Below are 25,829 nucleotides of genomic sequence, written 5' to 3'. Positions count from 1 at the left end.
TTCCGCGCGCGCCGAGCTTGCGCGCGCCATCGAAGCCGCGCGTGCGACCGCGCTGGCGGTGTACACGGCGCGCGACCTGACGAACCTGCCCGGGAACTACCTCGGGCCGGAGGAGCTCGCGCGCGCAGCTCAAAGCTTGGCCGCCCGCTACGGCCTCGAATGTACCGTGCTCGACGAGCGGGGCATTCGCGAGCACGGGATGGGCGGGCTCGCAGCGGTCGGCCAAGGCAGCGTCAACCCGCCGCGCATGATCGCGGTCCGCTACCGCGGAGCCTCGTCGCCGGAGGCGGGCGTGCTGGGCCTCGTCGGGAAAGGCATCACCTTCGATACCGGCGGAATCTCGCTCAAGAAGCCCGACGGGATGGAAGAAATGATCAGCGACATGGGCGGGGCCGCCGTCCTGCTGGGGCTGATCCATGTGCTAGGGCGGTTGAAACCGCCGATGGATGTCGTCATGGTCATTCCGACCGCCGAGAACATGCCGTCCGGAGCGGCTTTCAAGCCGGGCGACATCGTGAAGCTGATGGACGGACAAACGGTGGAAGTATTGAATACGGACGCGGAAGGGCGGATCGTGCTGGCGGACGGCGTGTTGTATGCGAAAAAGCTGGGCGCTACGCGCCTGATCGACGTGGCTACCTTGACCGGGGCCGTGTTGGTCAGCTTCGCGGATGTCGCGACGGGCGCGGTGACGAATGATGACGCCCTGCTTCAAGAGGTGCTCGCGAACGCGCAGGAAGCGGGCGAGAAAATATGGCCGCTGCCGAACTATCCGGAGTACCGGGACATGCTCAAGAGCCGCGTAGCCGACATCAAGAACGCCACCGGCCGCGACCGCTGGGCGGGCTGTATTACGGCGGGTTTGTTCATCGGGCATTTCGCCGGGGAAACCCCCTGGGTTCACCTCGATACGGGAGGCACGGCCTGGCTGTGGAGCGAGCGGGGCACCGAGCCGGCAGGAGGCACCGGGGCGACGGTACGCACACTGGCCAGGCTGCTGGGCAAGTCGTAACGAAAGTTCATCCGGTTCCGCTTAACGAAAAAAGCAGATGATTCGCCCGGTTGGTTACCCGAAGGCGGTCATCTGCTTTCATGTATTAAGCCTGCATCTGCTTGCTTCCAGATGTCACGGGAACGGCATTTGCCATTTGCCGGACGGCCATCTCCTCGAGATCGCCCAAACGAATCGTCAGTCGCGTCACTTCGTCGGTCGTGACGGATAGTCCTGCGGTCCGTTCGGCAAGCTGCTTGAGGTCGATGCCGATCCATCCCGGCTTGCTCGGGTGCGCCGACAAGTCATAAGACAGTACCGGAAGTCCGGCGTCTGCAGCTTTACCGGGTTTCATGTTCGTTTCGGGAGCTTCCTCCCGCTTGAGGCTGTCCAAGTGAAAATAAAGCTTGCCGGCCTTCCGCCACCGGACGAAACCGGGGTCGAACGAGATCGTTACCTTGCCGTTCACGCCTCCCGAATGGACGCGAAGGCTGACCCGCTTGCGATGCTTGGGACGAATATATTGATGCCGTTCGATATCGGGCAGCCAGATGACGATCAGGATCGGCAAGGCGCTGGCGGCATACAAGTAAACCGTTGATTCGTAATAGACGGCCAAACCGAGCAGTACCGCGAACGCGACGAGCGAGGCGGCGAAAAGCCGGGTTTTCATTTTATGCATAGTGAAATCCCCCAGAAGTAAGGTACGGATCAGGCGAAAGCGGTGGGATCGCCAACCTTTATATTACCATAACGCTTGGTCCCTTGAAAGTCGCTTGGTGCTGGAGGTTTTATCAAATTTTGGTGAAGGAGGGGTTCGGATGAAACCAAGGATCGGCATCGTCGGTCTGGGCGATATCGCCCAAAAGGTATACATGCCGCTGCTTTCGGCAAACGATAATGTCGATATCGTCGGCTTGTCAAGCCGCAATCCGGCCACAGTCGAACGGATCGGCGCGCAGTATCGGATACCGGGGCGTTTTGCCTCGGTCGAGCATTTGCTGAAGGAAGCCAAGCCGGATATCGTGTTCGTGCACAGTCCGACGGAAACGCATGAGGATATCGTCATGTCTTGTCTGCAAGCGGGCGCGCACGTCTACGTGGATAAGCCGTTATCCTATGATTTGCAGGCCTCGCAGCGGATGGCAGACTACGCCCTCGATCATAACTTGCTGCTGGCCGTCGGCTTTAATCGCCGGTTTGCTCCACTCTATACGGAGGCCAGGCGTTGGCTGGCGCAAACTGGCGGCTTTGACGCAGTTACCGTCTCGAAACACCGCACCAAGCTGCAAAATCAATGCGCCCGGCATACGCTTTACGACGATCTGATCCATATGCTCGATCTGCTGTTGTGGCTAGGCGGGGACGCTTTCAAGGTCGGATCGTACTTGGAGCGTACGGATGCCGAAGGCAGGCTGGTGCTCGGCTCGGGCACGCTGCTGTTCGGACAAGGGAATGCGGACTCGGCAGGCAGCGCCGATGGGGCGATCGCCCATTTCGGGATGGCGCGGCTGGCGGGAGCCGACCTAGAGAAGCTGGAGCTGCATGGCGGCGGACGTTCCGCCGAGGTCCTGAACATGGAGAGAGCGGTTTGGATGGAGCGAGGCGAAGCCCCCCGCGAGCAAACGTTCGGCAGCTGGGACACCATTTTATACCGAAGAGGGTTTGCCGGCGTCGTCCAGCATGTGCTTGCTTCGCTTGCCGATCCCGGCAGCTGCACGGTTCGGGCCGACCGGGTTCTTCCGGCGCACCGGCTCGTTGAGGCGCTTCATCCTGGCGCTTAATGGACCGCATGGTCAAACTTGGCTGATACGGTTATACTATATGTAATATGTAATACTCCCCAATGTTAAGGAGGTTGATCATTAACATGGCAAACGAAACCAAATTCACAAATGACAATATCGCCGACCGCGTTCCCCCGGGCCAAACGCTAACCGACGGCTTTCCCGTTCTGCACTACGGCAGCGTTCCGTATTACAATGATATGAGCAAATGGGATTTGCGCCTATTCGGACTGGTGGAAGAGGAAGTTACTTTAAGCTATAAACAATTTCTGGCGCTGCCGATGCGCGAGTTCCATAATGACATTCACTGCGTAACGACGTGGTCGAAGCTCGACAACGTCTGGGAAGGCGTCTCGGTCGCGACAATCATGGAACTGGTTAAGCTGAAGCCGGAAGCGAAATACGTGATGCTGCACGCCGAGCACGGCTGGACGACGAATTTGCCGCTGGACGATTTCTTGCGCGACACGACGTTCCTTGGCATCCGCCACAACGGCCAGCTGCTGACGCCCGAGCATGGGGCTCCCGTGCGCGCGGTCGTTCCGCATCTTTACTTCTGGAAGAGCGCGAAGTGGCTGCGCGGCATCGAATTTATGGAGAAAGACAAGCCGGGCTTCTGGGAACGGAACGGGTATCACATGTATGGCGATCCCTTCAAGGAGCAACGCTACGATTTCGATTAAAGGTATACTTAGAAGAAACTCACTCGGTTACACAGAACTGAGCGTGAGTTTTTTGAGTAAGGGATTTAAGTAAAGGAATAGTTGGGGACGTAAAGGGGACGTGAATAAATCACGTCCCCATATGTATGTATCGTGGATAGAAAATCAGTAGCAATAGCAAAACTTATAGTGGCACTAAACCGAATGGGATTATTTTAGATTTAGATATCCCAAAAGAATCTGATTTCTAAAATCAAAGAAAAGGAAAAAAATCTCCTTTAAAGTCAAATGAACTAGTTTAAGGACAGGGGTTCAACTCCCCTACAACCGCTAGGGCTTGGGGGAACTTGACCATTTATTTACTATTGATGATTACGCTTCGTGAAGAAGCATCCCACTGAACGTCCGCGTTCAATAACTCACCTACGGCCCGCAGCGGAACAAGGGTGTAACCATTCGTCAGGGAGGGTGCGAGCTGCATCGGCACATTGCACCGACCCATGCAGCTTTCCGCTCGTGCTTACGCGGTTTAAGCTTCGGGCATACCCGCCTTCACTTCGGCTTATATAGACAACATCGCTGTTTCCGACCATTTGAACGTCGGACACCTCGAAGCTCAATGCGTTCTTGAGTTCCCACTTCTTCGTTGCTTTACCCTCTGTGCTCGCTAACGCTCCCTGTTGGAAACCCATTGAGGTCAGCAGTAGCATCGCTAGGGTGATTACGACTAACGTTTTCAGTCTCACTGGTTTTTCTCTCCTCTTTAGTCGATCGTGATACCTATTATAGCACACGAGATCGTATGACTTTATTTTTCGTAGACGTTCTCTTAATACGTTCCAGTGAAAGCAAAAAAACAACCGACACCGATGTAGGTGTCAGCTGTTTGCTGTAGATCCCGCGCGAACAATGATAATGGCTGCAGTCCTTCGCCACGTAAGCACTGTCTCATCGTTTCGTTTCTTGTTCACGTTCGGCTGCCGAACGTGAGGGTGTGAACGCGGTGTTCCCTTGCCGCGAACTCCGTCAATTGCGACGGCGAGATCAACATTAACCGTAAAGGTTTTTAAAGCGCGGTCTATCTTAAAGTAGTCGTAACTTTTCCGTACTCCACAGTAATACCCATACACGCGGAGCAGGTTGAACTCTAAGTCAGTTTAATACCTTATTTAACGGGGCAAGCTTCAATCCCTAAATTATAATTTTAAGGAATCTTTGATCCTTTTACAGTTACCTCGCAATTCCGGAAGTTGTTCGAGAAATAACAATAGTGCTCTGATGTGAGCCTTATCAATAGTCACCGACATTAATTCTTCACGAAGCTTGTCCAGCATGCGATAGTAATCTTGTTTTTCATTAACTTCTACATTAAGCGCATCTATTTGGGCATGAATATCTTTTAACCACGAACCAATCTGCTTCCATTTAGTTGTTGCCTCGTTTGTTCCGGAAATTTTCGCTAATATGGCGCACGATATGATGTTGGAGGCTGATTGGAAACTTGTGGCAAACCGGATGGTAGAATGGCTGACAGTGCAAAAGCTCTAACGACTTCAAAGCTTAAAACATGTAGACACGGCATACAGTTAATCGTGAAAGGGATGAACAAATTGTTTAGTTTAGTTTGGGTGCTATGTATCACAGCAGTAGCTATAATAGGTTTTTTTATGTATACGCGTTTAGTGCCGCTGAAAGGTTTGAGAAACTATAATGCAAATGATTTTGAGAAAGAGATTGAACGCAGCTCTAATCATGTGCTTATAGACGTTAGAGAAAAAACAGAATATAGTAAAGGCTTTATTCCTGGGGCTGTAAATATCCCTTTGTCGGAATTAAAACGACGCCTAGACGAAGTTCCAAAGAACAGAGAGATTTTGTTGTATTGCCGCGGGGGGATGCGGAGCAAGCAGGCGGCATTCATTTTAAAGAAAAACGGTTATTCGAAGATATCACAATTACAAGGCGGTATACTTTCGTGGAAAGGAAGCATACAGCAATTGTCTTAACAATACTCTCTCCGAGGGTACGAAGTGCCTGACAACACAGGAAACATGGGAACGAGCGACGTCACGCTGTACGCGAAGTGGACGGCGAGGATCAAAAGGGTCGGCTGTCCAAGCGCGCCGACAGACAGCCTTCAACAAATACTATATAAAGTTGCAAAGCATTAAATTAGGATAGAAGTTACGCCGCTCCCAGAACTTCTTCAGCATCACATATACGGTCAGTCAATAACCCTGTTTACCTCTGCATAAAATACCAGCCTTTGTGCACATGTTAATAAAAAATAGCACAAGAAGCACACAATGGCCCTACAACCCTTCTTCTTTTTCCGATTGAACTTCACTTCGTCGGGAATAGGAATGAGGACATTAGGGCCTTTTCGTTCTTGTAATCCATATTACAGAGCAGCCTTCAGTGATGTTCTATAGTAAAAATAGACACTTAATTTTAGAAAATAGGTGTGTGGAAAGCTGGATCAAGAGAGGGGCGCCTGAACTCAACAATACGTAAGTATAGGCGGTGAGTCCGATGAAAATAACGATTTATACAAGCGATCACTGCTCTGCATGCCGGAAAGCGATTCAATTTTTTCAAGAAACGGGTATGCCTTATCATCAACTGGATGTGGGCTATAACAAGGGGAATTTTGATGAAATGCTTAGGCTTGGCGGAATTGCTACGCCGTTGATTATTGTGGGTACCCAAACCTTCCATACGTTCGATCCGCAGAAAATAAAGGAGGCACTGCTAAGACATGATGGATAAGCTATGGTATTTATCTAGAATCAGCATTTTTGAGGCGCTTCCCGAGGAAGATTTGAAGGAGCTTGACCAAATGGCACCCATGACTCATTTTAACGCTCTACCCAAAGGAACATTAATTCAGACCCCGGACACTTATCGTGACGGTCTGTTTTTTATCAACGCTGTTTTCGTATATATTGTTGCTCTTATGGAGATAATGTATAATACTTCGAACAATTATTTCGTAGGGGGCTTTTGAGTGGATTGGCTGAAAGTATATGAATATTTCTCCGACTTGCCCGAGAAGGAGCAGCACCGCTTGTTTGATGCGATGAAAGACACGCTATTTCCTGCACCCAAAATTCACGGAGTGTTGGGCGATATTCGAGAAGCAAAGTTCTCGGGCGGTTTAGCTTGTCTTCACTGCGGAAGCATGAGTGTAAAGCGGAACGGCAAGTATCGCGGTCGCCAGCGTTACTTGTGCAAAGACTGCAATAAAACCTTCAACGATTTGACTGGAACGCCGATGGCTGGCACCCACAAACCGAATCTGTGGCTCAAATACTTCGAATTGATGGTCGAGGGTTATACGCTTCCCAAAATCGTAGAGCGGCTTAACATACACATTTCGACCGCTTTTTACTGGCGGCATAAGATTCTTAACGCACTCCGTTCCCTCGGCAACATCCAGCTTAGCGGAATTATTGAAAGCGACGAAACTCACTTCCTGGAGTCCGAGAAGGGGCGTAAAGGCGGTATTCCTCACCGCCATGCACGGAAACGGGGTCGCAAGGTTACGGACGAAAAGAAAGAGCAACGCAAACGCGGAATCTCCAAAGAGCAAGTAAGCATAGTGGTCGCCCATGACCGAAACGGTAATATCATTTGTCAAATGGGCGGTCGTGGACGCATCAGAGCCGAAGAAATTGATAAGGTCATCGGAGGTCACATATCGCCTTCTTCTTTGCTTTGCACAGATAGTGCGACAAATTACAAGAAGTTCGCTAAAATGAAAGGATTGACACACGAAATCCTACCGCGAGGGAAGCATGTGTTAAAGTCTGTTTACCACATCCAACACGTCAACTCGTTCCATAGCCGCTTAAAACAATGGATGGATAGGTTCCAAGGAGTTGCGACCAAGTACATCGACAACTACATGTTCTGGTTCCGATTCTTAGAGTTGCATAAAAAACTAGAGCACACCGACAGGCAAAAGAAAATGCTTTTGGATACATGTAAGCGAGCTAATTTTACAACTATCCAGCAATTTAGAATCGCATAAGTTTCGGGAGGTGAAACAATATAAAGATTTCAATTTTCCAAAACGTCAATTTCGAAAAGTTGAAAAAACTAGCTCCCCCGCAATACAGCAAGCTTTTACCCGAACCGAAGGATAAAGAAAAACTATATAATGCAATCCTCTTTTTAAAGAACAATAGAGATGTTGTTCTTTCAAAAGATGTAAAAAAAGCCTTAAAGAAATTTGGGGATACAACTAATAAAAAAATTGCTTTAGGGTACAACTTTACTTTCGAAGCAAAACAACTCTTAAATGAAAATAGATTCGAAATTGTGTTAATTAGGGATTTCCCTTGGAATGACGCAAACTATATTGATATTTATTCAAATCATTAATTAAGTTTTTAAAACCTTATCTTTTAGCAACAATATTTACGAAAAGAGCGTTTATCAAAGAGGGAAAGCTTCGTTTATATAAAATCAATGCTGAAGGAAAGCAGTTCACCGTTGGAATCCTGGGTAAGGGAAACATGTTTGGAGAGATCGACACGTTCTCGTTCGGCACAAAGGGAATCTATATTGAAACCATGGAAGAAACGTTGATTTGTTCCGTTCTAAAGGAGCATTTTGAGAATTTCTTAGCGAAGAGGCCCCAGTTAGCCATGAGATTCTTAACGGAATTAAGCAGCATGCTTAGGGATAGAGATGAGATGTTGGAAAAGCTGGCTCTTGGAGATGTGAGAGAACGAATTCTCCATTTGCTGCTCAAGCTTTCGGAGAAGTTTGGAGTTGAGGATGAAGGACTGGTAAAAATAGACTTGGCCTTAACTCATCAAGAAGTTGCCAATATGATCGGTGCGACGCGAGAGGCGGTCACTGTTATATTAAATGAACTTATGAAAGAAGGAATGATTCGAACCGGAAGGAAAACCATTTCAATCCACCAAAGGAAGGTTAAAGCGTGTCTTGAATTCGGCTGTAAGGAATAAGAAAATGGATGATCCGAAGTTCTGAGAATTCGGGGAGTCCATTACTTATCTTTTGTAAGATACATTACAGAAGGAAGCGGATGATTGGGGTAAGATGGTCTCATCTTACAGAAAGGAGTCGAGTATCATGGGAGCTGGTTCAACTGCCCATCGTTGAATATAGATAACGAACCGGAACTTGCTATGGATGAAAAAATTGGAGCAATCAAACATATAATAAGGGAGGAACTACCGATGAAAAAAATCGCGATTATTGTACATGCTTCAGAAGCTGAATTGGGACGGGCGCTGCACTCGCTTTTATACGCAAAGGAATTGCATGAAGCGGGGCATGAGGTGAAGGTATTTTTTGATGGTGCCGGTACGGTATGGGTTAAAAAGTTTGAGGATCCTGCCAGTGACTTCAACCCGCTGTACAAAGCTGTTAAAAACCTTGGCCTCATCGCAGGGGTGTGCGAATAATGTGCTCATGCATTCGGTGTCAAAGATGAAGTGCGAGCGTCGGGTTTGACCACAATAGGGGAACGGGACGGACATCTAAGTGTTGCGCAGTTCATTGCTGATGATTATCAAATCATGACTCTGTAAAAAATTACAAAAAGATCGCCAAGCCTGAAGCCCGAAGTTTTCAGTGCTTGCGATCTTTTGTTTTTTTGTTCGTTTTTGTTCGGTCACCAAATATGGTATTTTAATATAGGTATCTCTATCAAACCTATCCGGCTGCACAGAAAGGCTGCAAGATTCATGGAATATATACAACCGGGAAGCAGGCAATATGCAAGCGCCATAATCGCGCTCTTTTTAGGCAGTTTTGTCACATTTGCGGAGCTCTACAGCACACAACCCCTGATTCCGGTGCTGACGAAGGAATTTGGGGTATCGCCGGCCACCGCGAGCTTGACGCTGTCGGTTAGCACCGGATTTCTCGCATTTTTTCTGTTTATCGTCTCCCTTTTCTCCGACCGGCTGAAGCGGAAAAGAACGATGACCTTCGCTTTGCTGCTGTCAGGGCTGCTTTCGGTCGGGGCGGCTTTGTGCCATCGGCTCGAGCCGCTGCTGGTGATTCGTGCTCTGCAAGGTATCGTATTGGCTGGCTTTCCATCCATAGCAATGGCCTATATCAGTGAGGAATTTCATTCAAGCCGCTTGGGGACCGTCATCGGTATTTATATAAGCGGGACGAGTGTAGGCGGCATGGCGGGCCGTTTGGTTGTCGGGGCTTTGTCCGATTATTTCACTTGGCATGTTGCGATCGGGATGCTTGGGGTCATCAGCTTGACGTTCGGAGGTTTATTCTGGATTCTGTTGCCCGAGTCCAAATACCAAACCTCGAACGTGAAGTCACGGCGGAGCATCCATGTATTCCGGCTGCTGAAGGATCGAAGGCTGCTCGCTCTGTACGCGATCAGTTTCCTGCTGATGGGTGCTTTTGTTTCCCTGTTTAACTTTATCAGCTTTCCCTTGCTGGCTCCTCCTTATGAATTAAGCCAGACGTTAGTAAGCTCCATATTTGTTGTCTATTTGATGGGTACGTTAAGCTCGGCCTGGATGGGCAAGCTTACCGACCGCATGCCTCATTCCAAGGTGATCGCGATAGCCATTGCCCTCATGCTGACCGGGGCGTGTGTGACGATAAGCATGCCGCTGTTGCTTAAAATCATAGGGGTTTCCCTATTCACCTTTGGATTTTTCGGCGCCCATTCTGTAGCGAGCGGCTGGGTCGGAAAGCTGGCCGCGCCAGATCAGAAGGCTCAGGCCTCGTCGATATACCTGCTGTTTTATTATGCAGGCTCCAGTATGATGAGTCCGATAGGCGGATTGGTATGGAGTCGATTCGGGTGGTCGGGGCTGGTCGGTTATACCGGATTATTACTGCTTATTGCCGGTACTTTGAGCGTAGTCGTGTCTCGCAGCCATAGGGCTGCCGCAAGGCAGCCAAAAGCCGAATTGGGGTAGCTCCGATTCCGGCAGCCGCGGATAAGCTGCTTTATTCACTGATTACGCCAAAGGAGCTAATCCTATGGTTAGCTCCTTTGGCGTAAAAATTTTGTATAAGGCTTAGACCGGTTTGGCTACACTGTTCTTGATGGAATTTGTTCCTTCCGCCGCTTGTTCGGCCGATTCGGGATGTCCGCCCGGGTGGAATTCGTTTTCCGATTTGGCGACGATGACGGTTGCTACGCCGTTGCCGATCAGATTCGTAATGGCGCGCGCTTCCGACATGAAACGGTCGACGCCGAGGAGCAATGCCATACCCGCCAGAGGGATGGAAGGAAAGGCGGCCAAGGTGGCAGCCAGCGTGATGAATCCCGAACCCGTAACGCCTGCAGCGCCTTTAGAGGTCACCATCAGGATGCCAAGCAGCGTAAGCTGCTGCCAGATGGTCATCTCCACACCGGAAGCCTGGGCGACAAACATGGCTGCCATAGACAGGTAGATGGCGGTGCCATCCAGATTGAACGAGTAGCCGGTTGGAACGACAAGTCCGACTACCGATTTGGAACAGCCGTATTTCTCGAGCTTATCCATCATGCGCGGCAGCGCCGACTCGGAAGAAGAGGTGCCGAGCACCAGCATGATTTCTTCTTTAATGAAGGCGATAAATTTGAAAATGCTGAAGCCGTATGCTCTGGCGATCAAGCCGAGAACGACGATAATGAACAAGGCCATCGTGATATAAACCGAACCCATCAGCTTTCCAAGAGACGTAAGAGATCCAATCCCGAACTTGCCGATCGTGTACGACATGGCGCCGAAGGCGGCAATCGGGGACACCTTCATGACCATGTTCACGACACCGAAGAAGGCTTGCGAAAGCTTATCGAACAATTGAATGATCGGCTGGGCTTTCTCGCCCATAGCCGTCATAGACAGACCGAACAGGATCGCAAAGAACAGGATCGGCAGCAGATCCCCGCCGGCCATGGCGGCGACGACATTATCAGGTACGACGCCAACAAGAAAGTCGACAATGCCGTGATTGGCTTCCGCCGCTTTGGCATACTTGGAGATGTCGCCGGTTGCCTTGGATGCATCGATCCCGGCCCCCGGTTTGATCAGGTTGACGACGACAAGACCGATCCCAAGCGCGATCGTCGTTACGATTTCGAAATATAAAAGCGCTTTCCCGCCGATGCGACCGACTTTCTTCATATCCCCCATGTTTGCGATCCCGTGCACAACGGTGAAAAATACAATGGGGGCAATAACCATTTTAATCATTTTGATAAAGACATCGCCGAGGACTTTCAATTTTTCGCCCGTAGCGGGGAAGAAATGTCCAAGGAGAATACCGAGTATGATGGCAATGACGACTTGAACGGTCAAGTTCTTCAAATTGATCCGAAACTTCATGGGACACAGCCTCACTTTCATTTTCTGAAAACGTTTTATTTCGTGTCCCAAGTGTATAAAAGAAGACGGATCAAAACAAGAATACGGTCATATTGTTTGTTTAGTTCGTTTTGGTCATGGAATTTCTTTCATCAAATCGCTCCCGATGATGTCGGCGAACTCTTGGTACAAGGGCTCGAATCGCTGTCTCCAAAGCGCTTTATCCGCATCTGAAAGGGTCGTCATCTCGATCGACTGATTTTGAGCCAGCATTTGCAGCCGGTTCTCGTGTGACAAGGCTTCACGGTTATTCCAATCCGAGGTTTCCGCTAACGCTTCCTTAAGAAGCTGCTGTACATCGGGAGGGAGATCCTCCCAGAACCGTTTGTTGAAGGTGACGATATAGCCAAGATAACTGTGGTTGCTGATGGTAATAAAGCGTTGAACCTGGTACAGCCGCTTGCTGAGAATATTGGAAATGGTGTTCTCCTGTCCATCAACCTTGCCGTTCTTCAGACTGCGGTAGATTTCATTAAAAGGGGTGCTGATCGTCGATGCGCCCAGCGCTTCAAACTGCCGCTTTAACACCGGGCTGGGCTGAATTCGGAATTTCAAGCCCTGAAAGTCTTCAGGCGTCCGCAGCTGGCGGACGTTGTTGGTGACTTGCCGGAAGCCGTTATGCCAGAAGGCCGCTCCTTTCATGCCGTGTGGCTCCAGCGTCGCGAGCAGCCTTTCGCCCAGTACCCCTTGCAGGGCGCGCTCCACTTCCTGTTGATTCCGAAAAGCGAACGGCAGATCCATCACCAGCCATGCGGGATCAATCACGTTCATATTGGAGAACGACGGAGCGATCATTTGAACGTCGTCATGCTGAAGGGCGGTGATTTCGTTGTCTTCCGCATACAGCATCCCGTTCGGGAACACCTGAACTTCGACCCGGTCTTGCGACTTCTCTTTGACAAGCTCGGCAAAATGCGCCGCGGCGAGCCCTTTGGGCGTATTCTCGGCGACGACATGGCTGAATTTGATCACGATTCGGTCTTTAAGACCGGTGTGCTCGTCATCGTACGGCAGCTCGCCTCCGATATCGGGTTGAAACCCGATCAGATAGGCGGCAAGCAAGCCAAGCACAAGAAAAATGCTGATTCCCGCAACAGTTTTTATGGGGGCTCACCTCCTGGTTGCTATTTCAGCCCTATTATTTCACAATGAAATAGAAAAATAAACCGTGCGAAAGGACGGGGAACTCTTGCATCGGCTTCGCATCTATTGGAAAATCATGCTGCTCTCGTTCGGGCTGGTCCTATTCTCCCTTCTGATCGGCGGAATCGTTCTGATCGGAAGCCTCACCCGGCTCAAGGAGGATGAACTGAAACACCGACTGACGATTACGGCTCAAACGGTCGCTAACCTGCCGAACGTCGTGGACAGCATTGGCCGTCCCGATGCTGCGATCCATATTGCGCCAGTAGCGGACAAGATCCGGATATTGAATAATGTGGCCTATATAAGCGTCGTTGACATGAACCGGAAGCGGCTGTCCCATCCGTTATCGAGTCGCATCGGCGGAATATTCGCCGCAGAAGAGGACGATCCCGCATTCGCCGAGCACACCTATGTCTCCAAAGTGCGAAGCGAAGCGGGCGTCGGTCTTCGAGCGTTCGTGCCGGTCATGAATGCCGCGCACGAGCAGGTAGGGGTTGTTGTAGCGGGAGGTTTGCTGCCGGGCGTGGATGAGCTGATCGGCGAAGAGAAGCGTTCGGTCGTCGTTACCTCGCTGCTGTCGCTGCTGTTCGGTATTTTAGGCTCTGTACTGCTGGCCCGCCATATCAAGCGGCAGATGTTCAATCTGGAGCCGCAGGAAATCGCCAGTATGTTTCGGGAACGTACGGCGGCGTTCCAGGCGATGCACGAGGGGGTTATTGCCATCGACCGCGGCGGAGCCATCACGATTTTCAATGAGCGCGCCAAACAAATTTTCGGTATAAGCGACGATGTGACCGGCAGGCCGATCGGCGATGTCATTCCGGAAACGCGGCTGATGGAGGTGCTCGATTCGGGTCAGCCGGAACTGGGCAGAGAGCTGAAATTCGGAGCGGCCATCCTGTGGAGCAACCAGATTCCGATCCGCGAGCAGGGTCATACGGTCGGGGCCATCGGAATCTTTCAGGATCGGACCGAAGTGACGAGGATGGCCGAAGAACTGACAGGCGTCCGTGAGTTTGTTCATGCTCTGCGCGCGCAAAATCATGAGTATATGAACAAAATACACACGGCGGCGGGACTGATTCAGCTCGGCAAGCAGGAGGAGGCGCTCAACTACTTGTTCGAAATCGCCGAGCAGCAGGAGGAGATCACCCGGTTTCTGCAGCAGCACTTCGACGATGACGGCGTGGCTGGACTGCTGCTGGGCAAAATCAGCCGCGGCAAGGAGCTGGGCATCGAGATCAGGATCGATCCGAACAGCAGGCTGGAGCGCTTTCCAAAATTGCTGGACCGTCATGATTTCGTACTGCTGCTCGGCAACCTGATCGAAAATGCCTTCGATGCGCTTGTCGCTTTGGACGCTGAACATAAAGAAGTGTACATCAGCATCGAGCAAAATGATGAACTGCTGTCCATAGCTGTCGAGGACAACGGATGCGGCATGTCGAAAGAAACGATGGACCGCATGCTGGAACGCGGTTTTTCCACCAAGGAGGGGGAGAACCGCGGTATGGGCCTGTATTTGTTGAACGATATTGTAACGAAAGGGAACGGCAAGTTAACATGTGAATCGGCGGTCGGTTTGGGCACATCGATGGAAATTATTTTTCCGATGAAAGGTGGGGCAAGTGTCCGTGATGAGTAACACAGAGAAACCGCATTTTCGGGTGCTGCTGATTGAAGACGATCCTATGGTGCAGGAAGTGAACCGCCAGTTTGTAGAGCAGGTGGACGGGTTCCAGGTTGTAGGTACGGCAGCCAACGGTCTGGAAGGTCTTAAGCTGATCGAGCAGCTTAAGCCGGATCTAGTCTTTCTTGACATCTTCATGCCGTCGCTTGACGGGATCGCCACCCTGCAGCGCCTCCGTTCCAGCATGCTGCCTGTCGATGTGATCGTCGTGACGGCTGCGAAGGATACGGAGACGGTGCGTACGATGATGCGCAATGGCGCGTTCGATTATATCATTAAACCTTTCAAGATGGAGCGGGTTCGGCAAACGCTGGAACGATACCGTGCACAGCAAATGGCGCTTAGACCGGGGGAATCGGTAACGCAGGATCAGTTGGATGACCTTCTGATCAGCGGTGAAACCGCGAATGAAGCGGGGACGAAGGAAGCTCCGGTTGATGATGTGCAAGTCCCGTCCGACGATCTGCCTAAAGGGCTTAATGCTGCGACGCTTAAGCAGGTGCTCAGCGTGATGAAGCTTCAGGGCGGCCGACTGTCTGCGGAGGAAACCGCGGCAGGAGTAGGCATCTCCCGGGTAACCGCCAGACGGTATTTGGAATTTCTGGAGAAACGCGGGATCGTGCGTCTTGAGGTGCATTATGGCGGCTTAGGCCGTCCCGTCAATCGATACGAATTGCAGCGCGATCCCAACAACCCCAAGTAATTGTCTTGGTAGGATGAATTTAATGGCAGTTCAGACCGAAATCAAGGGTACCCGGTTGTGCTGAAAGTTGGTTTCGAGGATCGGGCGGCTCTTGACGCGTATAAAGCCAATACGGAGCATCATGCCTGCTCGGCCTTTATTCGGAGCGTAGGAAGACTTGATGGCATTGTGATTGATATTGAAATCTAGCGGCTTCACGATGGATCCCCCGGGCGAGACTTTGAGTCTGGCCTTTTGTTGTTCCCGCTCCATGCCCCTGTCGGTCAGGAGCTTTTTCTTATTTGGGGCCGTACAAGGGGAGTGAGATGGTAAACTTTGTACCTCCTTGCGTCTTGCTGGACACGCTTACTAAGCCGCCTATGGCATGAATCACCTGGTAGGAAAAGGTAAGTCCCAGCCCGGTTCCGCTTGATTTTGTTGAGAAATAAATCGTGCCAAGCCGCTTCATTTGATCCTCGCTCATCCCGATCCCATTGTCTTTGATCGAAAGCTTGGCGTAATGTTCTTCCGCATGGAGAGTCAGGATGACTTGTCCGTTCGACACTTCGGAACATGCCTCGACGGCAGCGGCAGCCCGCTTGTGCAAAAAATCACAGATGGATCGTTATGCGATCGATACAATAGAAACATGAGAAACGTCAAACCGCGCTTCAAATGAGGGAGGGGTTAAAGTGAGCGCCGACTTGCAGCAAATCAAGGAGCGAACGGAGTCTAGGTCCATACCGGAACAGCCTAACCAAGAAACGGAATTCAAGGGCACGTTTGTCAGCGTCATGGCGCTGGGTGCATTTGTGGTGTTGATGTGGCTGGCGGTTTTCATCCTGTTCATCGTTCGACAATAACGAAATAAAGAAAGAAGGAAAGCCGATGCACATTCATCGTTTGGAGAAAATCTGGCTCACATTCGGGTTAGCCATGCTGTTTGTATTTCTCGGTATTTTGGGCATATCCGCTTTTGCCATGGGCGCTCAGCCACCCAGCCCGCACCGTCATATGATTGATCCGACCCGGGTACAGGAAACCGCCCCGTTCGATGCGCCGGGCATCAAGCAGGTTGCGGATGGCGAATACGAGGCTGTGATGATTGCTTACGCATTCGGATATTCCCCGAACAAAATGGAAGTGCCAGCCGGGTCTACGGTTCATTTTACGATTACCAGCCCGGACGTGATCCACGGCTTTGAAATCCCGGGGACCAACGTGAACATGATGGTGATTCCGGGGGAGGTCAGTCAAATTTCCCACAAATTTACGAAGCCGGGCGAGTATCTCATCCTGTGCAATGAATATTGCGGCACCGGTCATGAATATATGAATACCGTAATTGTCGTGAAATAAGCGATTTCAAAAGGGAAGGGAATGCCATGAATTCAAATCAATCGCAATCATTCAACCGTAGAGACGGGGCGCTTGTTGTCGCCCATATTGTGTTTGCTTTCGTGGCGCTGCTGCTTGGAGGCATTGCCGGTTTGCTGCAAAGCGTCGTGCGCGGAGGGATGTATACGCTGCCTGGAGGCATCGGCTATTATCAGCTTCTCACCGCCCACGGCGTGCTGATGGCGCTTGTCTTTACCACTTATTTTATTATCGGCTTCCTGTATTCGGGAGTTTCCAAGACGATGGGCGGCGAGCTGCTCCCCCTAACGCACCGGCTTGGCTGGGCGGGGTTTGTCCTCATGTCGCTCGGCACACTGATCGACGTAGTCATGATTTTGTTGAATAAAGCAAGCGTGTTATATACGTTTTACGCGCCGCTTAAAGCTTCTCCGTACTTTTACATCGGTTTAGCTTTGGTGGTGGTAGGCAGCTGGCTCAGCGGCTTCGGCATTTTCTATCATTACATGTATTGGAAAAAAACGCATCGCGGCAAGCTATCGCCGCTGTTCGGATTTATGGCGGTCTGCACCATGCTGCTCTGGCAAATTGCGACGATCGGCGTGGCGGTCGAGGTTCTCGTTCAGCTGATCCCCTGGTCGTTCGGCTGGACGGAAAAAATCAATGTCATGCTCAGCCGCACCTTGTTCTGGTATTTCGGTCATCCGCTCGTTTATTTTTGGCTGCTGCCCGCTTATATTTGCTGGTATGTGATCATTCCCAAAATCATCGGCGGCAAAATATTCAGCGACGCCTTGGCGAGAATGTCGTTCATCCTGCTTCTGCTGTTCTCCATTCCGGTCGGTTTTCACCATCAATTGACGGAGCCGGGCATCAGCCCGCTGTGGAAATTCATCCAGGTCGTCCTCACGTTCATGGTCGTCGTACCGTCGCTCATGACCGCTTTCTCCCTGTTCGCTTCCTTTGAGTCGGCCGGCAGAGCTAAGGGTGCCCGCGGTTTGTTCGGCTGGGTGAAGCTGCTTCCCTGGAAAGATGTTCGCTTCTTTGCGCCCTTCATGGGCATGCTGGTCTTTATTCCGGCAGGGGCGGGCGGCATTGTGAATGCAAGCAATCAGATGAATGTGGTCGTGCACAATACGCTGTGGGTGACGGGACACTTTCATTTGACGGTGGCGACCAGCGTAGCGCTGACGTTCTTCGGCATTACGTACTGGCTTATCCCGGCCGTCACCAACCGGCTGCTGACACCGCGGATCAACAGGCTGGGAATAATTCAGACGGTAATCTGGTGCGTCGGCATGTTATTCATGTCGGGCGCGATGCACACCGTAGGTCTGTTGGGTTCGCCAAGGCGAACGGCCTATACGACGTATGGGGACCATCCGGATGCGGTGCTGTGGATGCCCTACTATGCGGCGATGGCGATCGGAGGAATCATCCTGTTCATCGCGCTGGCGTTGATGATATATAATGTTGTGGCTCTGCTGCGCGCTCCCAATGGATACACAGAGTATCCGATCGGCGAGGCGGCGGAACCGGAAGAAGCGACTCCGCGGTATTTAGAGCGCTGGAAAGTGTGGATTGCTCTAACGGTTGTGCTCATTTTATTCGCTTATACGATTCCCGTGATGGATATGTTCGGTCATGCGAGTACGCAATCACCGGGTTATGTGACGTGGTAATAGGTTCTCATTAAAATATGCAGGGATGAAGCCGCTCAGGGAAGCGGCTTTTTTCATGGCCGCAGGCGTGTGATATACGTCACACTTTTTAAGCAATTAATATTTTATGCTAATGAATATGAATTAGATGAATGCTGACTTGGGGGATGAGTGCATGGAAGGTTTATCGGGTCGACGCAAAGAGCAGCTGGACTACATCGGCATAACGGCCGATGATTTATTGCTTCTGCAAAATAAAAAAGCGGAATTTTCAAAAGTCGTAAACGTACTGGTGGACGAGCTCTATGAACGCATTATGCGTCAGCCCGAACTTAGGCGAATTATTGAAGCCCATAGCACAATCGATCGGCTTAAAGAGACGCAGAGATGGTATTTTCTCTCTCTGACGGAGGGGAAGATCGACGAGTCTTTTATCAACAGGAGACTTTTTATCGGCGGGGTGCACTCCAGCATCGGGTTAACGACACAGTGGTATCTGGGAACCTACATGCTTTATTTGGATCTCGCCACAGCCCATTTCCAGCATGTGCTTCCGGACGAATGGCTGCCGGTTATTCAAGCCGTTACCAAGATGTTTAATTTTGATTCGCAGCTGGTGCTTGAAGCTTATGAGGCCGGAGAGAAGCAAAAAGTGGAAAAGCTTGCCGAAGAACGCGGACATCTCCTGGTAGGAATAAACGCTGCCGTGCAAGATCTGGCCTCGATGATGGTTGAACTAAGCGGGAGTACTCAATCGGTGGCGGAAACGGCCATCCGTACCGCGGAATCGCAGGAAAAGTCACTGGACACCGTGTATGAGCTGACTCAGGAAATTGAATATATTCATCATATGGGCTCGCTTATGGAAGAGATATCCTCCCAGACGCAGCTGCTTGGGCTTAACGCGGCCATTGAAGCCGCCCGCGCCGGCGAGCTGGGTCGCGGCTTTGAAGTCGTCGCCAATGAAATCCGTAAGCTCGCCGCGAAATCCAAAGAAGCCCTTGTACAAATCCATGCCAAGCTTGACATCATACTGCGCTTGCTGCAAGAAGTCAAATTGGAGTCGGAGCAGACGACCCATCAGGCACAAACGCAGGCCGCCAGCTCCGAAGAGCTGTCATCGTTCGTTCAAATGATTGAAAAAGTAACGGCGGAGCTGGATCAATTGAATCCTTAAGCAAGCTTGGCACATCGGGGCGTAACCTATATACTGGAAATTGTAAACAAGCATAACGGACCTGAAGTTGGGGAGACTGTTCATCATATTGAAGAAAGTGACGTGTTGGGATTGGAACAAAAATATGTAAGGGAAACAAGATGCTTCAAAATTTCCAGAGTATTTCCGCCCGATGTAAACAATCATAATACGATGTTCGGCGGCAAATTAATGTCTCAAATCGATGATATTGCTTCCATATCGGCCTCCAAGCTGTGCCGGGTTACTGCAGTTACGGCCTCGATGGATTCGGTGGATTTCTTGTTTCCGATCCGGCCAACGGACAGCGTGGCGTTAGAGTCTTTTGTTACATGGACAGGCCGGACCTCGATGGAAATATTCGTTAAAGTCATTACGGAGGATTTGCGCACCGGAGAACGAAATATAGCCGCCACGTCCTTCATAACATTTGTCGGGCTGGACGAAAACAATAAGCCCGTTCAAGTTCCCCAGATCGTCCCTGAGACTGAGGAAGAAAAGAAATTGTTCGAGACGGCGGCCCACCGGGCGGAAATGCGCAAAATTCGAAGGGAAGAGAGCAAGAAGTTCGCCGATTATTTGATCACGAACTATCCTTGGGAATAAAGGACGGCTTCAGGACTGCCGAATACCGAATCTAGACCGCGTGTCGTATGGACGACAAGCGGTTTTTGTTTTTTTTTTTTTATACCTAAAAAATGGCCGGGACAATATATGTTACGTCACTGTATAAGCCTTATTTCTGAGGATAAAATAGCTCTGTTGAACAGGAGGTGATGAACATGTCTCAACACGGCTTGGCGCCGCATGAATCGATGGAAATTCATGAGATGCTCAATTTTAAAACGATTTGCATGACGAAATCGAAAATGATGCAGGGATTGGTGTTCAATAAAGACCTCAAAGCATTGATGCAAAAAGATGTAGATCAATCGATTAAAGCTATTCAACAGCTTCAAGGCCTGTATGCCAAATTCCCGATTCAATAATTGGAGGTGCCTCGATTATGGAAGATTATTTAGATCCCCGAAACGCCGAGGGGATGCCCGATCAAGCCGATTCGCTGTTTGCGCTTGACTTCTTGCTCTCCGCCAAAAACGGGGTAAGAAACTGCGCCATTGCATTAACGGAAGCCATAACCCCCGAAGTCAGAACCGTATTGAAGAATCAATTGAACGAAGCTCTTGCGCTGCATGACGAAATCAGCCGGCTGATGATACATAATGGCTGGCTGCATCCGTACGATGTCAACGAACAATTCCCGATCGATCTGAAAGCCGCCCAGACCACGGTTCAAATCGCCCAAATGAAGCTCTTTCCCGAAGATACCTCTCGACTCGGCTTATTCGCGACACCAGACAAATAATAGGGAGGAACAACAATCACATGAAAGCCGTCACCTTTCAAGGCATTAAAAATGTCGAAGTCAAAGAGGTTCAAGACCCCAAAATCGAAAAAGCAGACGATATGATCGTCAGGCTGACAACGACAGCCATATGCGGATCGGATTTGCACCTGATTCACGGCATGATCCCCAATTTGCCTACGGATTATGTGATCGGTCATGAGCCGATGGGGATTGTTGAGGAAACGGGTCCGGGAGTAACCAAACTCAAAAAAGGCGACCGGGTTATCATCCCGTTCAATATCGCCTGCGGCGAATGCTTTTACTGCAAGCACCAGCTGGAAAGTCAGTGCGATAACTCCAATAAAAACGGAGATATGGGAGCCTACTTCGGGTATTCCGGAACGACGGGCGGGTATCCCGGAGGGCAAGCGCAGTATTTGAGGGTCCCTTACGCCAACTTCACGTCCTTCAAGGTTCCGGAAGGCTCGGAGGTGGAGGATGAGAAATTGGTGTTGTTGGCCGACGCCATGTCGACGGCTTATTGGAGCATAGACAATGCCGGGGTGAAAGACGGGGATACCGTGATCGTCCTTGGCTGCGGCCCGGTCGGATTGCTTGCACAAAAGTTCGCTTGGCTGAAAGGGGCGAAGAGGGTAATTGCCGTCGATTACGTCGATTACCGGCTGGAGCACGCCAAGCGGACGAATAAAGTGGAAACGGTCAATTTCGAACAGGAAGAAAACATCGGAAATCATCTGAAGGAAATAACCCAGGGCGGGGCGGACGTTGTCATCGACTGTGTCGGCATGAGCGGAAAGATGAGCCCCATGGAGTTTCTTGCATCGGGTTTAAAGCTTCATGGCGGTGCAATGGGTGCAATTGTAATCGCTTCTCAAGCTGTACGAAAAGGCGGAACGATTCAAATCACAGGGGTGTACGGGGCGAGGTACAATGGCTTCCCGCTGGGCGATATTTTCCAGCGCAACGTGAACATCCGAACAGGGCAAGCGCCGGTTATCCACTATATGCCTTATCTGTATAACTTGATCGCTGAAGGTAAGGTCGATCCCGCCGATGTCATTACCCATGTGCTGCCGCTGGAGCAAGCGAAGCACGGTTATGAAGTTTTCGACACCAGAACGGATGGCTGCATTAAAGTCGTTCTGAAACCTTAAGCGGTTTGAAACCTGGGGAAGTCCGCTGCACGACCAAGCATAGGAGGCTGTGAAAAGATGAATAATAGGTTCGGGTTACATGAAACGCTGGAGCTTCATGAAATTGCCTCATTCAAAACCGTCTGCTTGACGAAGTCCGTAACGATGCAGAGGTTGGTATCAGATCCGGCGTTGAACGATATCTTGCAGCAAGACGTCCAGTCATCAACCAGACAGATTCAGGAGTTAAACGATCTGTTATCCCAAGCGATCAGGTAGGAGGCGAGTTAATGAACACGATTCTTGAGCATTTAACGGGAATGAATACGATGACCGATCAAGTCATTGCGACGGATTTTCTTATAGCGGCCAAAAACAGCGTCATCACGTATGCCTTGGCTCTTACAGAAACCGCGACTCCTGAAATTAAGGATGTCTTACGCAGACAGCTGGAGGAAGCGATTCTTACTCACGAACAAATTTCCAATTATATGGTGCAGAATGGCTTGTATCATCCATATGAAGTGAAGGAGCAGCTTCAGCTCGATATGACGAATATTCAGACGGCTTTAAATCTTGTATCCCAATAGGACGAACAAACACCCACCGATAAGCTTAACGGTGGGTGTTTGACGTCACTTGCAAATCTATCAATCTCTTATGCAAAAACATAGATGATTAGCACATCGCTGCTAAAAGTGTGGTATAATGCGAATGGAATGCCGAAACCTTCACAATAACTTACATAATCGGCACATACAGGATGCAATCTAATTTGATGAACCGGAGTTTTGACGATGCGGGAATTGAATGTGGAACCAGTTAGAGCGGTGGAGCGTGCCATCCAAATTTTAAATTGCTTCAGCTTTGAGCGGCCGGATCAATCCATCGAAGAAATTATTAGAAAAACAAAATTGGCCAAAGCGACGGTCTATCGGCTGCTGTGGACGCTGGAACGAAATGGACTTATTCATTATGATCCGAAAGAGAACACGTATCGTCTCGGCTATAAATCGCTGGAATACGGGGGGATTGTTCTAGAGCATCTGGATATCCACCGGGAAGCTGCACATTACCTGCAGGATTTACAGGAACTAACCGGTCATTCTGCGGTGCTGGCGGTTCCCCAGGGTGAAACGCTCCAGTATCTCATGAGGTTTGACAGCGACGAGGGCTTCCAGCCCCGAAACTTTATAGGCCGAAGGCGTATCCTCCATAACGGAGCCCTCGGAATCGTCCTGCTGGCTTATATGGAGCCGGAATTTGTACGCGATCTTCTCCGCCGTTACCCGCTCGAAGCTTTTACGCCGGATACCATGACGGATCATGCACGTTTTATCCAGCGTCTGGAGGACATTCGGAAAGAAGGCTTCTTTGTGGATGCGGGGGAAACTTTCAGCGGTTTTACGGCCATCGCTGTTCCTGTATTTGATAGCAAAGAAAAAGCGATAGCGGCCATCGGCGTTTCCGGATCCAGCTTCAAGATGGAAGGGGAAGCAAGAGAACGATTAATCCATCTGACGAAAGAGACCGCCCTGAAAATATCGCTGCGGATGGGCTACATCATTAAATAAAATCGATCACTCCGGGAGGGGTGATTTTTTGTTTTTCGGAATGAATATTGAACAAACGAAAAGAGATTTTTAAATTGACATGTGCAATGAAATTGGATATATTTGAAATATCAGATCACTTGATGATTCGCCAATTCACTAGATGGATCAGAGTAGAGGATATCGTATTCTCGTCCATGATCAGCTATACGGAATTCATAATGGAGATGTCCTTCATTCCTCGTCTAGTATCATGTTTCACAATAGTGGAACCGCTTACTATTAGGTTTGAAAACGCTTTTTTAAATTCGGGCAAGGAGGTAGAGGTTCAGATGACAAGAAATACGTTAGACAAAAAAACGCTCGAGGTTTTAAAGCAAAAAATGTCGGAAGGTTTGCTGCCGCAGTGGGTCTTAACGGATCCGGAAGTTTACCAGTTGGAACTTCAAAAGGTATTCGGGCGTACGTGGCAGTTTTTGGCGCATGAATCGGAATTCAAAGAGCCGGGCAGTTATGTAACGCGGTGGATGGTTAACGATCCTGTATTGCTCGTCAAAAACAGCGCAGGGGAGATCAAGGCTTTTCTCAACTCCTGTACACATCGGGGAACACATTTATGTACAGCCGATTTCGGGAAAAAGAAAACGTTTACATGTGCTTATCATGGATGGAGCTATAACACGGATGGCGAATTGATCGGAATTGTAGCCGGAGACAAGGTGTACGGAGAAGAGATGGACAAAAGCGAGTGGGGCCTTCGTCCGATTCCTAAGGTAGCCATGTATCAAGGCATGATTTTCGGAAACCTGGATCCTGACGCCATCTCACTGGAAGAATATTTAGGCGATATGAAATGGTACTTCGACATGCTGCTCGGCAGAAGCGACGGCGGCATGGAAGTCCGGGGAGTTCCGCAACGCTGGGTAGCCCAAGCCAACTGGAAGAGCACAAGCGAAAATTTCTCTGCCGATCCGTATCACGTGCAGACGGCGCACCGCTCAACGGTGGAGATGGGAATCAGTCCCAAAGATCCTTTATATGCAGGATATGGCCATCAAGTCGTTATGGAGCACGGGCACGGCATTAACGTGATCACGTCCGCTACAGGCCGATCCATCCATCGCTATCAGTCAACGCCTGAATCGATGTGGCCGATGTTCGAGCGAAACTTGACCCCCGAGCAAGCGGACATCTTATCCAGAACGACCGTCTTTGTAGGGGGCGTCTACCCGAATCTTTCCTTCGTCAGCCCTATTCACGGAACGGAAGGACATTTGCACAACTACTTGAATTTCCGGGTTTGGAGGCCGCTGGGACCCGATAAAGTGGAAGTTTGGTGCTGGTTTATGATCGATAAGGCCGCGCCGGAAGATTACAAGCAGGAAGCGTATAAAGGCTATATCGGTTCCTTCGGCACTTCCGGTACTTTGGAGCAGGACGACACCGAGATATGGGCCCGCGTCGTTCAAGCCAGTAAGGGATTGATGGTCAGAGATAAAGAACTGAGCTACAACAATGTCAGCAATTATCTCATGGGATTCGGTCATGTGGACCCTGATCCGTCCTTCCCGGGACCCGGCGTCGCTTATCCGACCTGCTACATTGACGCCATATCCAGAAGCATGCACGAGTATTGGCTGGAACTCATTACGAAAGATATAAATGATTCTGAGGAGGGTTGCTAATGAACCCGCAATTGCACTACGAAATTAGCAGATTTCTCCAAGACGAAGCCTATTTGCTGGATCATCGGAAATATAAAGAATGGTTAGAATTGCTGGCCGATGACCTCATTTACCGGATGCCCGTCCGTGTGACGACCGAAGAACGGGGCGGCTCCAATATCGTCGATGAGATGACGCATTTGGAAGAAACGAAGAAGTCGCTGACCACCAGGGTGAACAGGTTGTATACGACTTCGGCTTGGGTTGAAAATCCGGCGCCGCGGCAGCGGCATTTTATTAGTAACATCACGGTCGATCCCGGTCTTCAGCCCGACGAATACAAGGTTCGAAGCTACTTTTTATTCCACCGGAGCCGGGGCTCGGATATTGAAACCGAGAAGATGTTCGGAGAACGGGAAGATGTGATACGCAAAGAGAATGGAGAATGGAAGCTTGCGTCGCGAACCATTTATCCGGATCAGGCTGTTTTAGGAGTTATGAATCTTAGTATGTTTTTGTAAAACAATTATAAAAACGCTTACAGCTGTTTGGAATAATAACCATATAA

General features: G+C 50.1%; 30 protein-coding genes and 2 pseudogenes. 27 read left to right on the top strand and 5 right to left on the bottom strand.

Annotated features, from left to right (window positions below; translation table 11 throughout):
- The first annotated feature begins 58 nt into the window (after positions 1-58).
- Positions 59-1,012 (top strand): M17 family metallopeptidase, encoded by a 954-nt coding sequence (locus PVA01S_RS14105; protein WP_425262463.1) that lies wholly within the window; start codon positions 59-61, stop codon positions 1,010-1,012.
- A gap of 85 nt (positions 1,013-1,097) precedes the next feature.
- Here the strand turns inward: PVA01S_RS14105 and PVA01S_RS14100 are convergent, their stop codons facing one another.
- A complete protein-coding gene (locus PVA01S_RS14100) occupies positions 1,098-1,673 on the bottom strand; it encodes a hypothetical protein (protein ID WP_127608136.1) in 576 nt (191 codons plus the stop codon).
- 139 nt (positions 1,674-1,812) lie between these two features.
- Between PVA01S_RS14100 and PVA01S_RS14095 the strand changes: the two genes are divergently transcribed.
- Both PVA01S_RS14095 and PVA01S_RS14090 read left to right on the top strand, forming a co-directional pair.
- Positions 1,813-2,775 carry a Gfo/Idh/MocA family protein gene (locus tag PVA01S_RS14095; protein WP_127608135.1) on the top strand — a complete coding sequence of 321 codons (963 nt, stop codon included), beginning with the start codon at positions 1,813-1,815 and terminating at the stop codon, positions 2,773-2,775.
- Between the two features lie 86 nt (positions 2,776-2,861).
- Positions 2,862-3,461, top strand: a complete 600-nt coding sequence (locus tag PVA01S_RS14090) for a sulfite oxidase-like oxidoreductase (RefSeq protein ID WP_054796944.1) — start codon at positions 2,862-2,864, stop codon at positions 3,459-3,461.
- A 334-nt stretch (positions 3,462-3,795) separates the two neighbouring features.
- Here PVA01S_RS14090 and PVA01S_RS27725 read toward each other — a convergent pair whose 3' ends face one another.
- Positions 3,796-3,921 carry a stalk domain-containing protein gene (locus tag PVA01S_RS27725; protein WP_412760951.1) on the bottom strand — a complete coding sequence of 42 codons (126 nt, stop codon included), beginning with the start codon at positions 3,919-3,921 and terminating at the stop codon, positions 3,796-3,798.
- 1,042 nt (positions 3,922-4,963) lie between these two features.
- On the opposite strand from PVA01S_RS27725, the gene PVA01S_RS14080 reads away from it, so the two are divergent.
- The 8 genes from PVA01S_RS14080 to PVA01S_RS14045 all read left to right on the top strand — a co-directional run bounded on the left by PVA01S_RS14080 (position 4,964) and on the right by PVA01S_RS14045 (position 10,375).
- Positions 4,964-5,446, top strand: coding sequence for a rhodanese-like domain-containing protein (locus PVA01S_RS14080; protein ID WP_236595768.1), 483 nt, complete (start codon positions 4,964-4,966; stop codon positions 5,444-5,446).
- Positions 5,447-5,972: 526 nt separating this feature from the next.
- The gene (locus PVA01S_RS14075) at positions 5,973-6,209 is read left to right on the top strand and encodes a glutaredoxin family protein (RefSeq protein WP_127608133.1); all 237 of its coding nucleotides are present in this window, start codon (positions 5,973-5,975) and stop codon (positions 6,207-6,209) included.
- Positions 6,199-6,447 carry a hypothetical protein gene (locus tag PVA01S_RS14070; protein ID WP_127608132.1) on the top strand — a complete coding sequence of 83 codons (249 nt, stop codon included), beginning with the start codon at positions 6,199-6,201 and terminating at the stop codon, positions 6,445-6,447. The genes PVA01S_RS14075 and PVA01S_RS14070 overlap by 11 nt, the downstream gene beginning before the upstream one ends.
- Positions 6,448-7,473: an IS1595 family transposase gene (locus tag PVA01S_RS14065; RefSeq protein WP_127608131.1), complete on the top strand. Its 1,026-nt coding sequence runs from the start codon at positions 6,448-6,450 to the stop codon at positions 7,471-7,473.
- Between the two features lie 59 nt (positions 7,474-7,532).
- A complete protein-coding gene (locus PVA01S_RS14060; RefSeq protein WP_127608130.1) occupies positions 7,533-7,826 on the top strand; it encodes a hypothetical protein in 294 nt (97 codons plus the stop codon).
- The gene (locus tag PVA01S_RS14055; RefSeq protein WP_307720685.1) at positions 7,826-8,419 is read left to right on the top strand and encodes a Crp/Fnr family transcriptional regulator; all 594 of its coding nucleotides are present in this window, start codon (positions 7,826-7,828) and stop codon (positions 8,417-8,419) included. The genes PVA01S_RS14060 and PVA01S_RS14055 overlap by 1 nt, the downstream gene beginning before the upstream one ends.
- 234 nt (positions 8,420-8,653) lie before the next feature.
- On the top strand, positions 8,654-8,881 hold the full coding sequence (locus PVA01S_RS27015; RefSeq protein ID WP_218029640.1) for a DsrE family protein: 228 nt from the start codon (positions 8,654-8,656) through the stop codon (positions 8,879-8,881).
- 282 nt (positions 8,882-9,163) lie between these two features.
- Positions 9,164-10,375, top strand: coding sequence for an MFS transporter (locus PVA01S_RS14045; RefSeq protein WP_127608129.1), 1,212 nt, complete (start codon positions 9,164-9,166; stop codon positions 10,373-10,375).
- Positions 10,376-10,477: 102 nt separating this feature from the next.
- Here PVA01S_RS14045 and PVA01S_RS14040 read toward each other — a convergent pair whose 3' ends face one another.
- Positions 10,478-11,773 carry a dicarboxylate/amino acid:cation symporter gene (locus PVA01S_RS14040; RefSeq protein ID WP_127608128.1) on the bottom strand — a complete coding sequence of 432 codons (1,296 nt, stop codon included), beginning with the start codon at positions 11,771-11,773 and terminating at the stop codon, positions 10,478-10,480.
- Positions 11,774-11,887: 114 nt separating this feature from the next.
- The gene (locus tag PVA01S_RS14035) at positions 11,888-12,916 is read right to left on the bottom strand and encodes a DctP family TRAP transporter solute-binding subunit (protein WP_127608127.1); all 1,029 of its coding nucleotides are present in this window, start codon (positions 12,914-12,916) and stop codon (positions 11,888-11,890) included.
- Between the two features lie 85 nt (positions 12,917-13,001).
- Here PVA01S_RS14035 and PVA01S_RS14030 point away from each other — a divergent pair, with 85 nt between their 5' ends.
- From PVA01S_RS14030 to PVA01S_RS14020, 3 genes and pseudogenes are all read left to right on the top strand, one after another.
- Positions 13,002-14,603, top strand: coding sequence for an ATP-binding protein (locus tag PVA01S_RS14030; RefSeq protein ID WP_127608126.1), 1,602 nt, complete (start codon positions 13,002-13,004; stop codon positions 14,601-14,603).
- Positions 14,596-15,351: a response regulator gene (locus PVA01S_RS14025; protein ID WP_127608145.1), complete on the top strand. Its 756-nt coding sequence runs from the start codon at positions 14,596-14,598 to the stop codon at positions 15,349-15,351. Before PVA01S_RS14030 ends, PVA01S_RS14025 begins: the two co-directional genes overlap by 8 nt.
- A 39-nt stretch (positions 15,352-15,390) precedes the next feature.
- Positions 15,391-15,540 (top strand): annotated as a pseudogene (locus tag PVA01S_RS14020) (Dabb family protein); the annotation flags it as partial.
- Between the two features lie 88 nt (positions 15,541-15,628).
- Here the strand turns inward: PVA01S_RS14020 and PVA01S_RS14015 are convergent.
- Positions 15,629-15,916, bottom strand: a pseudogene (locus PVA01S_RS14015) (ATP-binding protein); the annotation flags it as partial.
- A gap of 106 nt (positions 15,917-16,022) precedes the next feature.
- Between PVA01S_RS14015 and PVA01S_RS14010 the strand changes: the two are divergent.
- The 13 genes from PVA01S_RS14010 (at position 16,023) to PVA01S_RS13950 (ending at position 25,782) form a co-directional block, all read left to right on the top strand.
- The gene (locus PVA01S_RS14010) at positions 16,023-16,193 is read left to right on the top strand and encodes a cytochrome c oxidase subunit 2A (protein ID WP_127608124.1); all 171 of its coding nucleotides are present in this window, start codon (positions 16,023-16,025) and stop codon (positions 16,191-16,193) included.
- A 25-nt stretch (positions 16,194-16,218) separates the two neighbouring features.
- Positions 16,219-16,689, top strand: a complete 471-nt coding sequence (locus PVA01S_RS14005) for a cytochrome c oxidase subunit II (RefSeq protein WP_054796962.1) — start codon at positions 16,219-16,221, stop codon at positions 16,687-16,689.
- A gap of 26 nt (positions 16,690-16,715) precedes the next feature.
- Positions 16,716-18,368, top strand: a complete 1,653-nt coding sequence (locus tag PVA01S_RS14000; protein ID WP_127608123.1) for a b(o/a)3-type cytochrome-c oxidase subunit 1 — start codon at positions 16,716-16,718, stop codon at positions 18,366-18,368.
- A 154-nt stretch (positions 18,369-18,522) separates the two neighbouring features.
- Complete coding sequence (locus tag PVA01S_RS13995; RefSeq protein WP_127608122.1) at positions 18,523-19,524, top strand: globin-coupled sensor protein; 1,002 nt, start codon at positions 18,523-18,525, stop codon at positions 19,522-19,524.
- A gap of 111 nt (positions 19,525-19,635) precedes the next feature.
- Positions 19,636-20,148 carry an acyl-CoA thioesterase gene (locus tag PVA01S_RS13990; RefSeq protein ID WP_054799966.1) on the top strand — a complete coding sequence of 171 codons (513 nt, stop codon included), beginning with the start codon at positions 19,636-19,638 and terminating at the stop codon, positions 20,146-20,148.
- Positions 20,149-20,324: 176 nt separating this feature from the next.
- A complete protein-coding gene (locus PVA01S_RS13985; RefSeq protein WP_127608121.1) occupies positions 20,325-20,531 on the top strand; it encodes a spore coat protein in 207 nt (68 codons plus the stop codon).
- A 17-nt stretch (positions 20,532-20,548) separates the two neighbouring features.
- Entirely contained in the window at positions 20,549-20,908 is a 360-nt protein-coding gene (locus PVA01S_RS13980; protein ID WP_054796963.1) for a spore coat protein, read from the top strand.
- A gap of 20 nt (positions 20,909-20,928) precedes the next feature.
- Positions 20,929-22,065, top strand: coding sequence for a zinc-dependent alcohol dehydrogenase (locus PVA01S_RS13975; protein WP_127608120.1), 1,137 nt, complete (start codon positions 20,929-20,931; stop codon positions 22,063-22,065).
- 57 nt (positions 22,066-22,122) lie between these two features.
- On the top strand, positions 22,123-22,323 hold the full coding sequence (locus PVA01S_RS13970) for a hypothetical protein (RefSeq protein WP_054796964.1): 201 nt from the start codon (positions 22,123-22,125) through the stop codon (positions 22,321-22,323).
- A gap of 11 nt (positions 22,324-22,334) precedes the next feature.
- Entirely contained in the window at positions 22,335-22,634 is a 300-nt protein-coding gene (locus tag PVA01S_RS13965) for a spore coat protein (RefSeq protein ID WP_054796965.1), read from the top strand.
- Positions 22,635-22,841: 207 nt separating this feature from the next.
- On the top strand, positions 22,842-23,618 hold the full coding sequence (locus tag PVA01S_RS13960) for an IclR family transcriptional regulator (RefSeq protein WP_054799954.1): 777 nt from the start codon (positions 22,842-22,844) through the stop codon (positions 23,616-23,618).
- Between the two features lie 311 nt (positions 23,619-23,929).
- A complete protein-coding gene (locus tag PVA01S_RS13955; protein ID WP_127608119.1) occupies positions 23,930-25,282 on the top strand; it encodes an aromatic ring-hydroxylating oxygenase subunit alpha in 1,353 nt (450 codons plus the stop codon).
- Positions 25,282-25,782, top strand: a complete 501-nt coding sequence (locus PVA01S_RS13950; RefSeq protein WP_054799956.1) for a 3-phenylpropionate/cinnamic acid dioxygenase subunit beta — start codon at positions 25,282-25,284, stop codon at positions 25,780-25,782. The genes PVA01S_RS13955 and PVA01S_RS13950 overlap by 1 nt, the downstream gene beginning before the upstream one ends.
- The last annotated feature ends 47 nt before the right edge of the window (positions 25,783-25,829 follow it).

This window comes from Paenibacillus validus NBRC 15382 (assembly GCF_004000985.1).
GTDB classification, from domain to species: domain Bacteria; phylum Bacillota; class Bacilli; order Paenibacillales; family NBRC-103111; genus Paenibacillus_G; species Paenibacillus_G validus.
This window is presented reverse-complemented; position numbering and strand designations above follow the sequence as displayed.

What these genes read in the sequence shown, in the direction of transcription:
- PVA01S_RS14100 (WP_127608136.1), bottom strand. Translation starts at nt 1,673, where the DNA reads ATGCATAAAATGAAAACCCGGCTTTTCGCCGCCTCGCTCGTCGCGTTC.
- PVA01S_RS14095 (WP_127608135.1), top strand. Translation starts at nt 1,813, where the DNA reads ATGAAACCAAGGATCGGCATCGTCGGTCTGGGCGATATCGCCCAAAAG.
- PVA01S_RS14090 (WP_054796944.1), top strand. Translation starts at nt 2,862, where the DNA reads ATGGCAAACGAAACCAAATTCACAAATGACAATATCGCCGACCGCGTT.
- PVA01S_RS27725 (WP_412760951.1), bottom strand. Translation starts at nt 3,921, where the DNA reads ATGCAGCTCGCACCCTCCCTGACGAATGGTTACACCCTTGTTCCGCTG.
- PVA01S_RS14080 (WP_236595768.1), top strand. Translation starts at nt 4,964, where the DNA reads ATGGCTGACAGTGCAAAAGCTCTAACGACTTCAAAGCTTAAAACATGT.
- PVA01S_RS14075 (WP_127608133.1), top strand. Translation starts at nt 5,973, where the DNA reads ATGAAAATAACGATTTATACAAGCGATCACTGCTCTGCATGCCGGAAA.
- PVA01S_RS14070 (WP_127608132.1), top strand. Translation starts at nt 6,199, where the DNA reads ATGATGGATAAGCTATGGTATTTATCTAGAATCAGCATTTTTGAGGCG.
- PVA01S_RS27015 (WP_218029640.1), top strand. Translation starts at nt 8,654, where the DNA reads ATGAAAAAAATCGCGATTATTGTACATGCTTCAGAAGCTGAATTGGGA.
- PVA01S_RS14045 (WP_127608129.1), top strand. Translation starts at nt 9,164, where the DNA reads ATGGAATATATACAACCGGGAAGCAGGCAATATGCAAGCGCCATAATC.
- PVA01S_RS14040 (WP_127608128.1), bottom strand. Translation starts at nt 11,773, where the DNA reads ATGAAGTTTCGGATCAATTTGAAGAACTTGACCGTTCAAGTCGTCATT.
- PVA01S_RS14025 (WP_127608145.1), top strand. Translation starts at nt 14,596, where the DNA reads ATGAGTAACACAGAGAAACCGCATTTTCGGGTGCTGCTGATTGAAGAC.
- PVA01S_RS14005 (WP_054796962.1), top strand. Translation starts at nt 16,219, where the DNA reads ATGCACATTCATCGTTTGGAGAAAATCTGGCTCACATTCGGGTTAGCC.
- PVA01S_RS14000 (WP_127608123.1), top strand. Translation starts at nt 16,716, where the DNA reads ATGAATTCAAATCAATCGCAATCATTCAACCGTAGAGACGGGGCGCTT.
- PVA01S_RS13995 (WP_127608122.1), top strand. Translation starts at nt 18,523, where the DNA reads ATGGAAGGTTTATCGGGTCGACGCAAAGAGCAGCTGGACTACATCGGC.
- PVA01S_RS13985 (WP_127608121.1), top strand. Translation starts at nt 20,325, where the DNA reads ATGTCTCAACACGGCTTGGCGCCGCATGAATCGATGGAAATTCATGAG.
- PVA01S_RS13980 (WP_054796963.1), top strand. Translation starts at nt 20,549, where the DNA reads ATGGAAGATTATTTAGATCCCCGAAACGCCGAGGGGATGCCCGATCAA.
- PVA01S_RS13975 (WP_127608120.1), top strand. Translation starts at nt 20,929, where the DNA reads ATGAAAGCCGTCACCTTTCAAGGCATTAAAAATGTCGAAGTCAAAGAG.
- PVA01S_RS13970 (WP_054796964.1), top strand. Translation starts at nt 22,123, where the DNA reads ATGAATAATAGGTTCGGGTTACATGAAACGCTGGAGCTTCATGAAATT.
- PVA01S_RS13965 (WP_054796965.1), top strand. Translation starts at nt 22,335, where the DNA reads ATGAACACGATTCTTGAGCATTTAACGGGAATGAATACGATGACCGAT.
- PVA01S_RS13960 (WP_054799954.1), top strand. Translation starts at nt 22,842, where the DNA reads ATGCGGGAATTGAATGTGGAACCAGTTAGAGCGGTGGAGCGTGCCATC.
- PVA01S_RS13955 (WP_127608119.1), top strand. Translation starts at nt 23,930, where the DNA reads ATGACAAGAAATACGTTAGACAAAAAAACGCTCGAGGTTTTAAAGCAA.
- PVA01S_RS13950 (WP_054799956.1), top strand. Translation starts at nt 25,282, where the DNA reads ATGAACCCGCAATTGCACTACGAAATTAGCAGATTTCTCCAAGACGAA.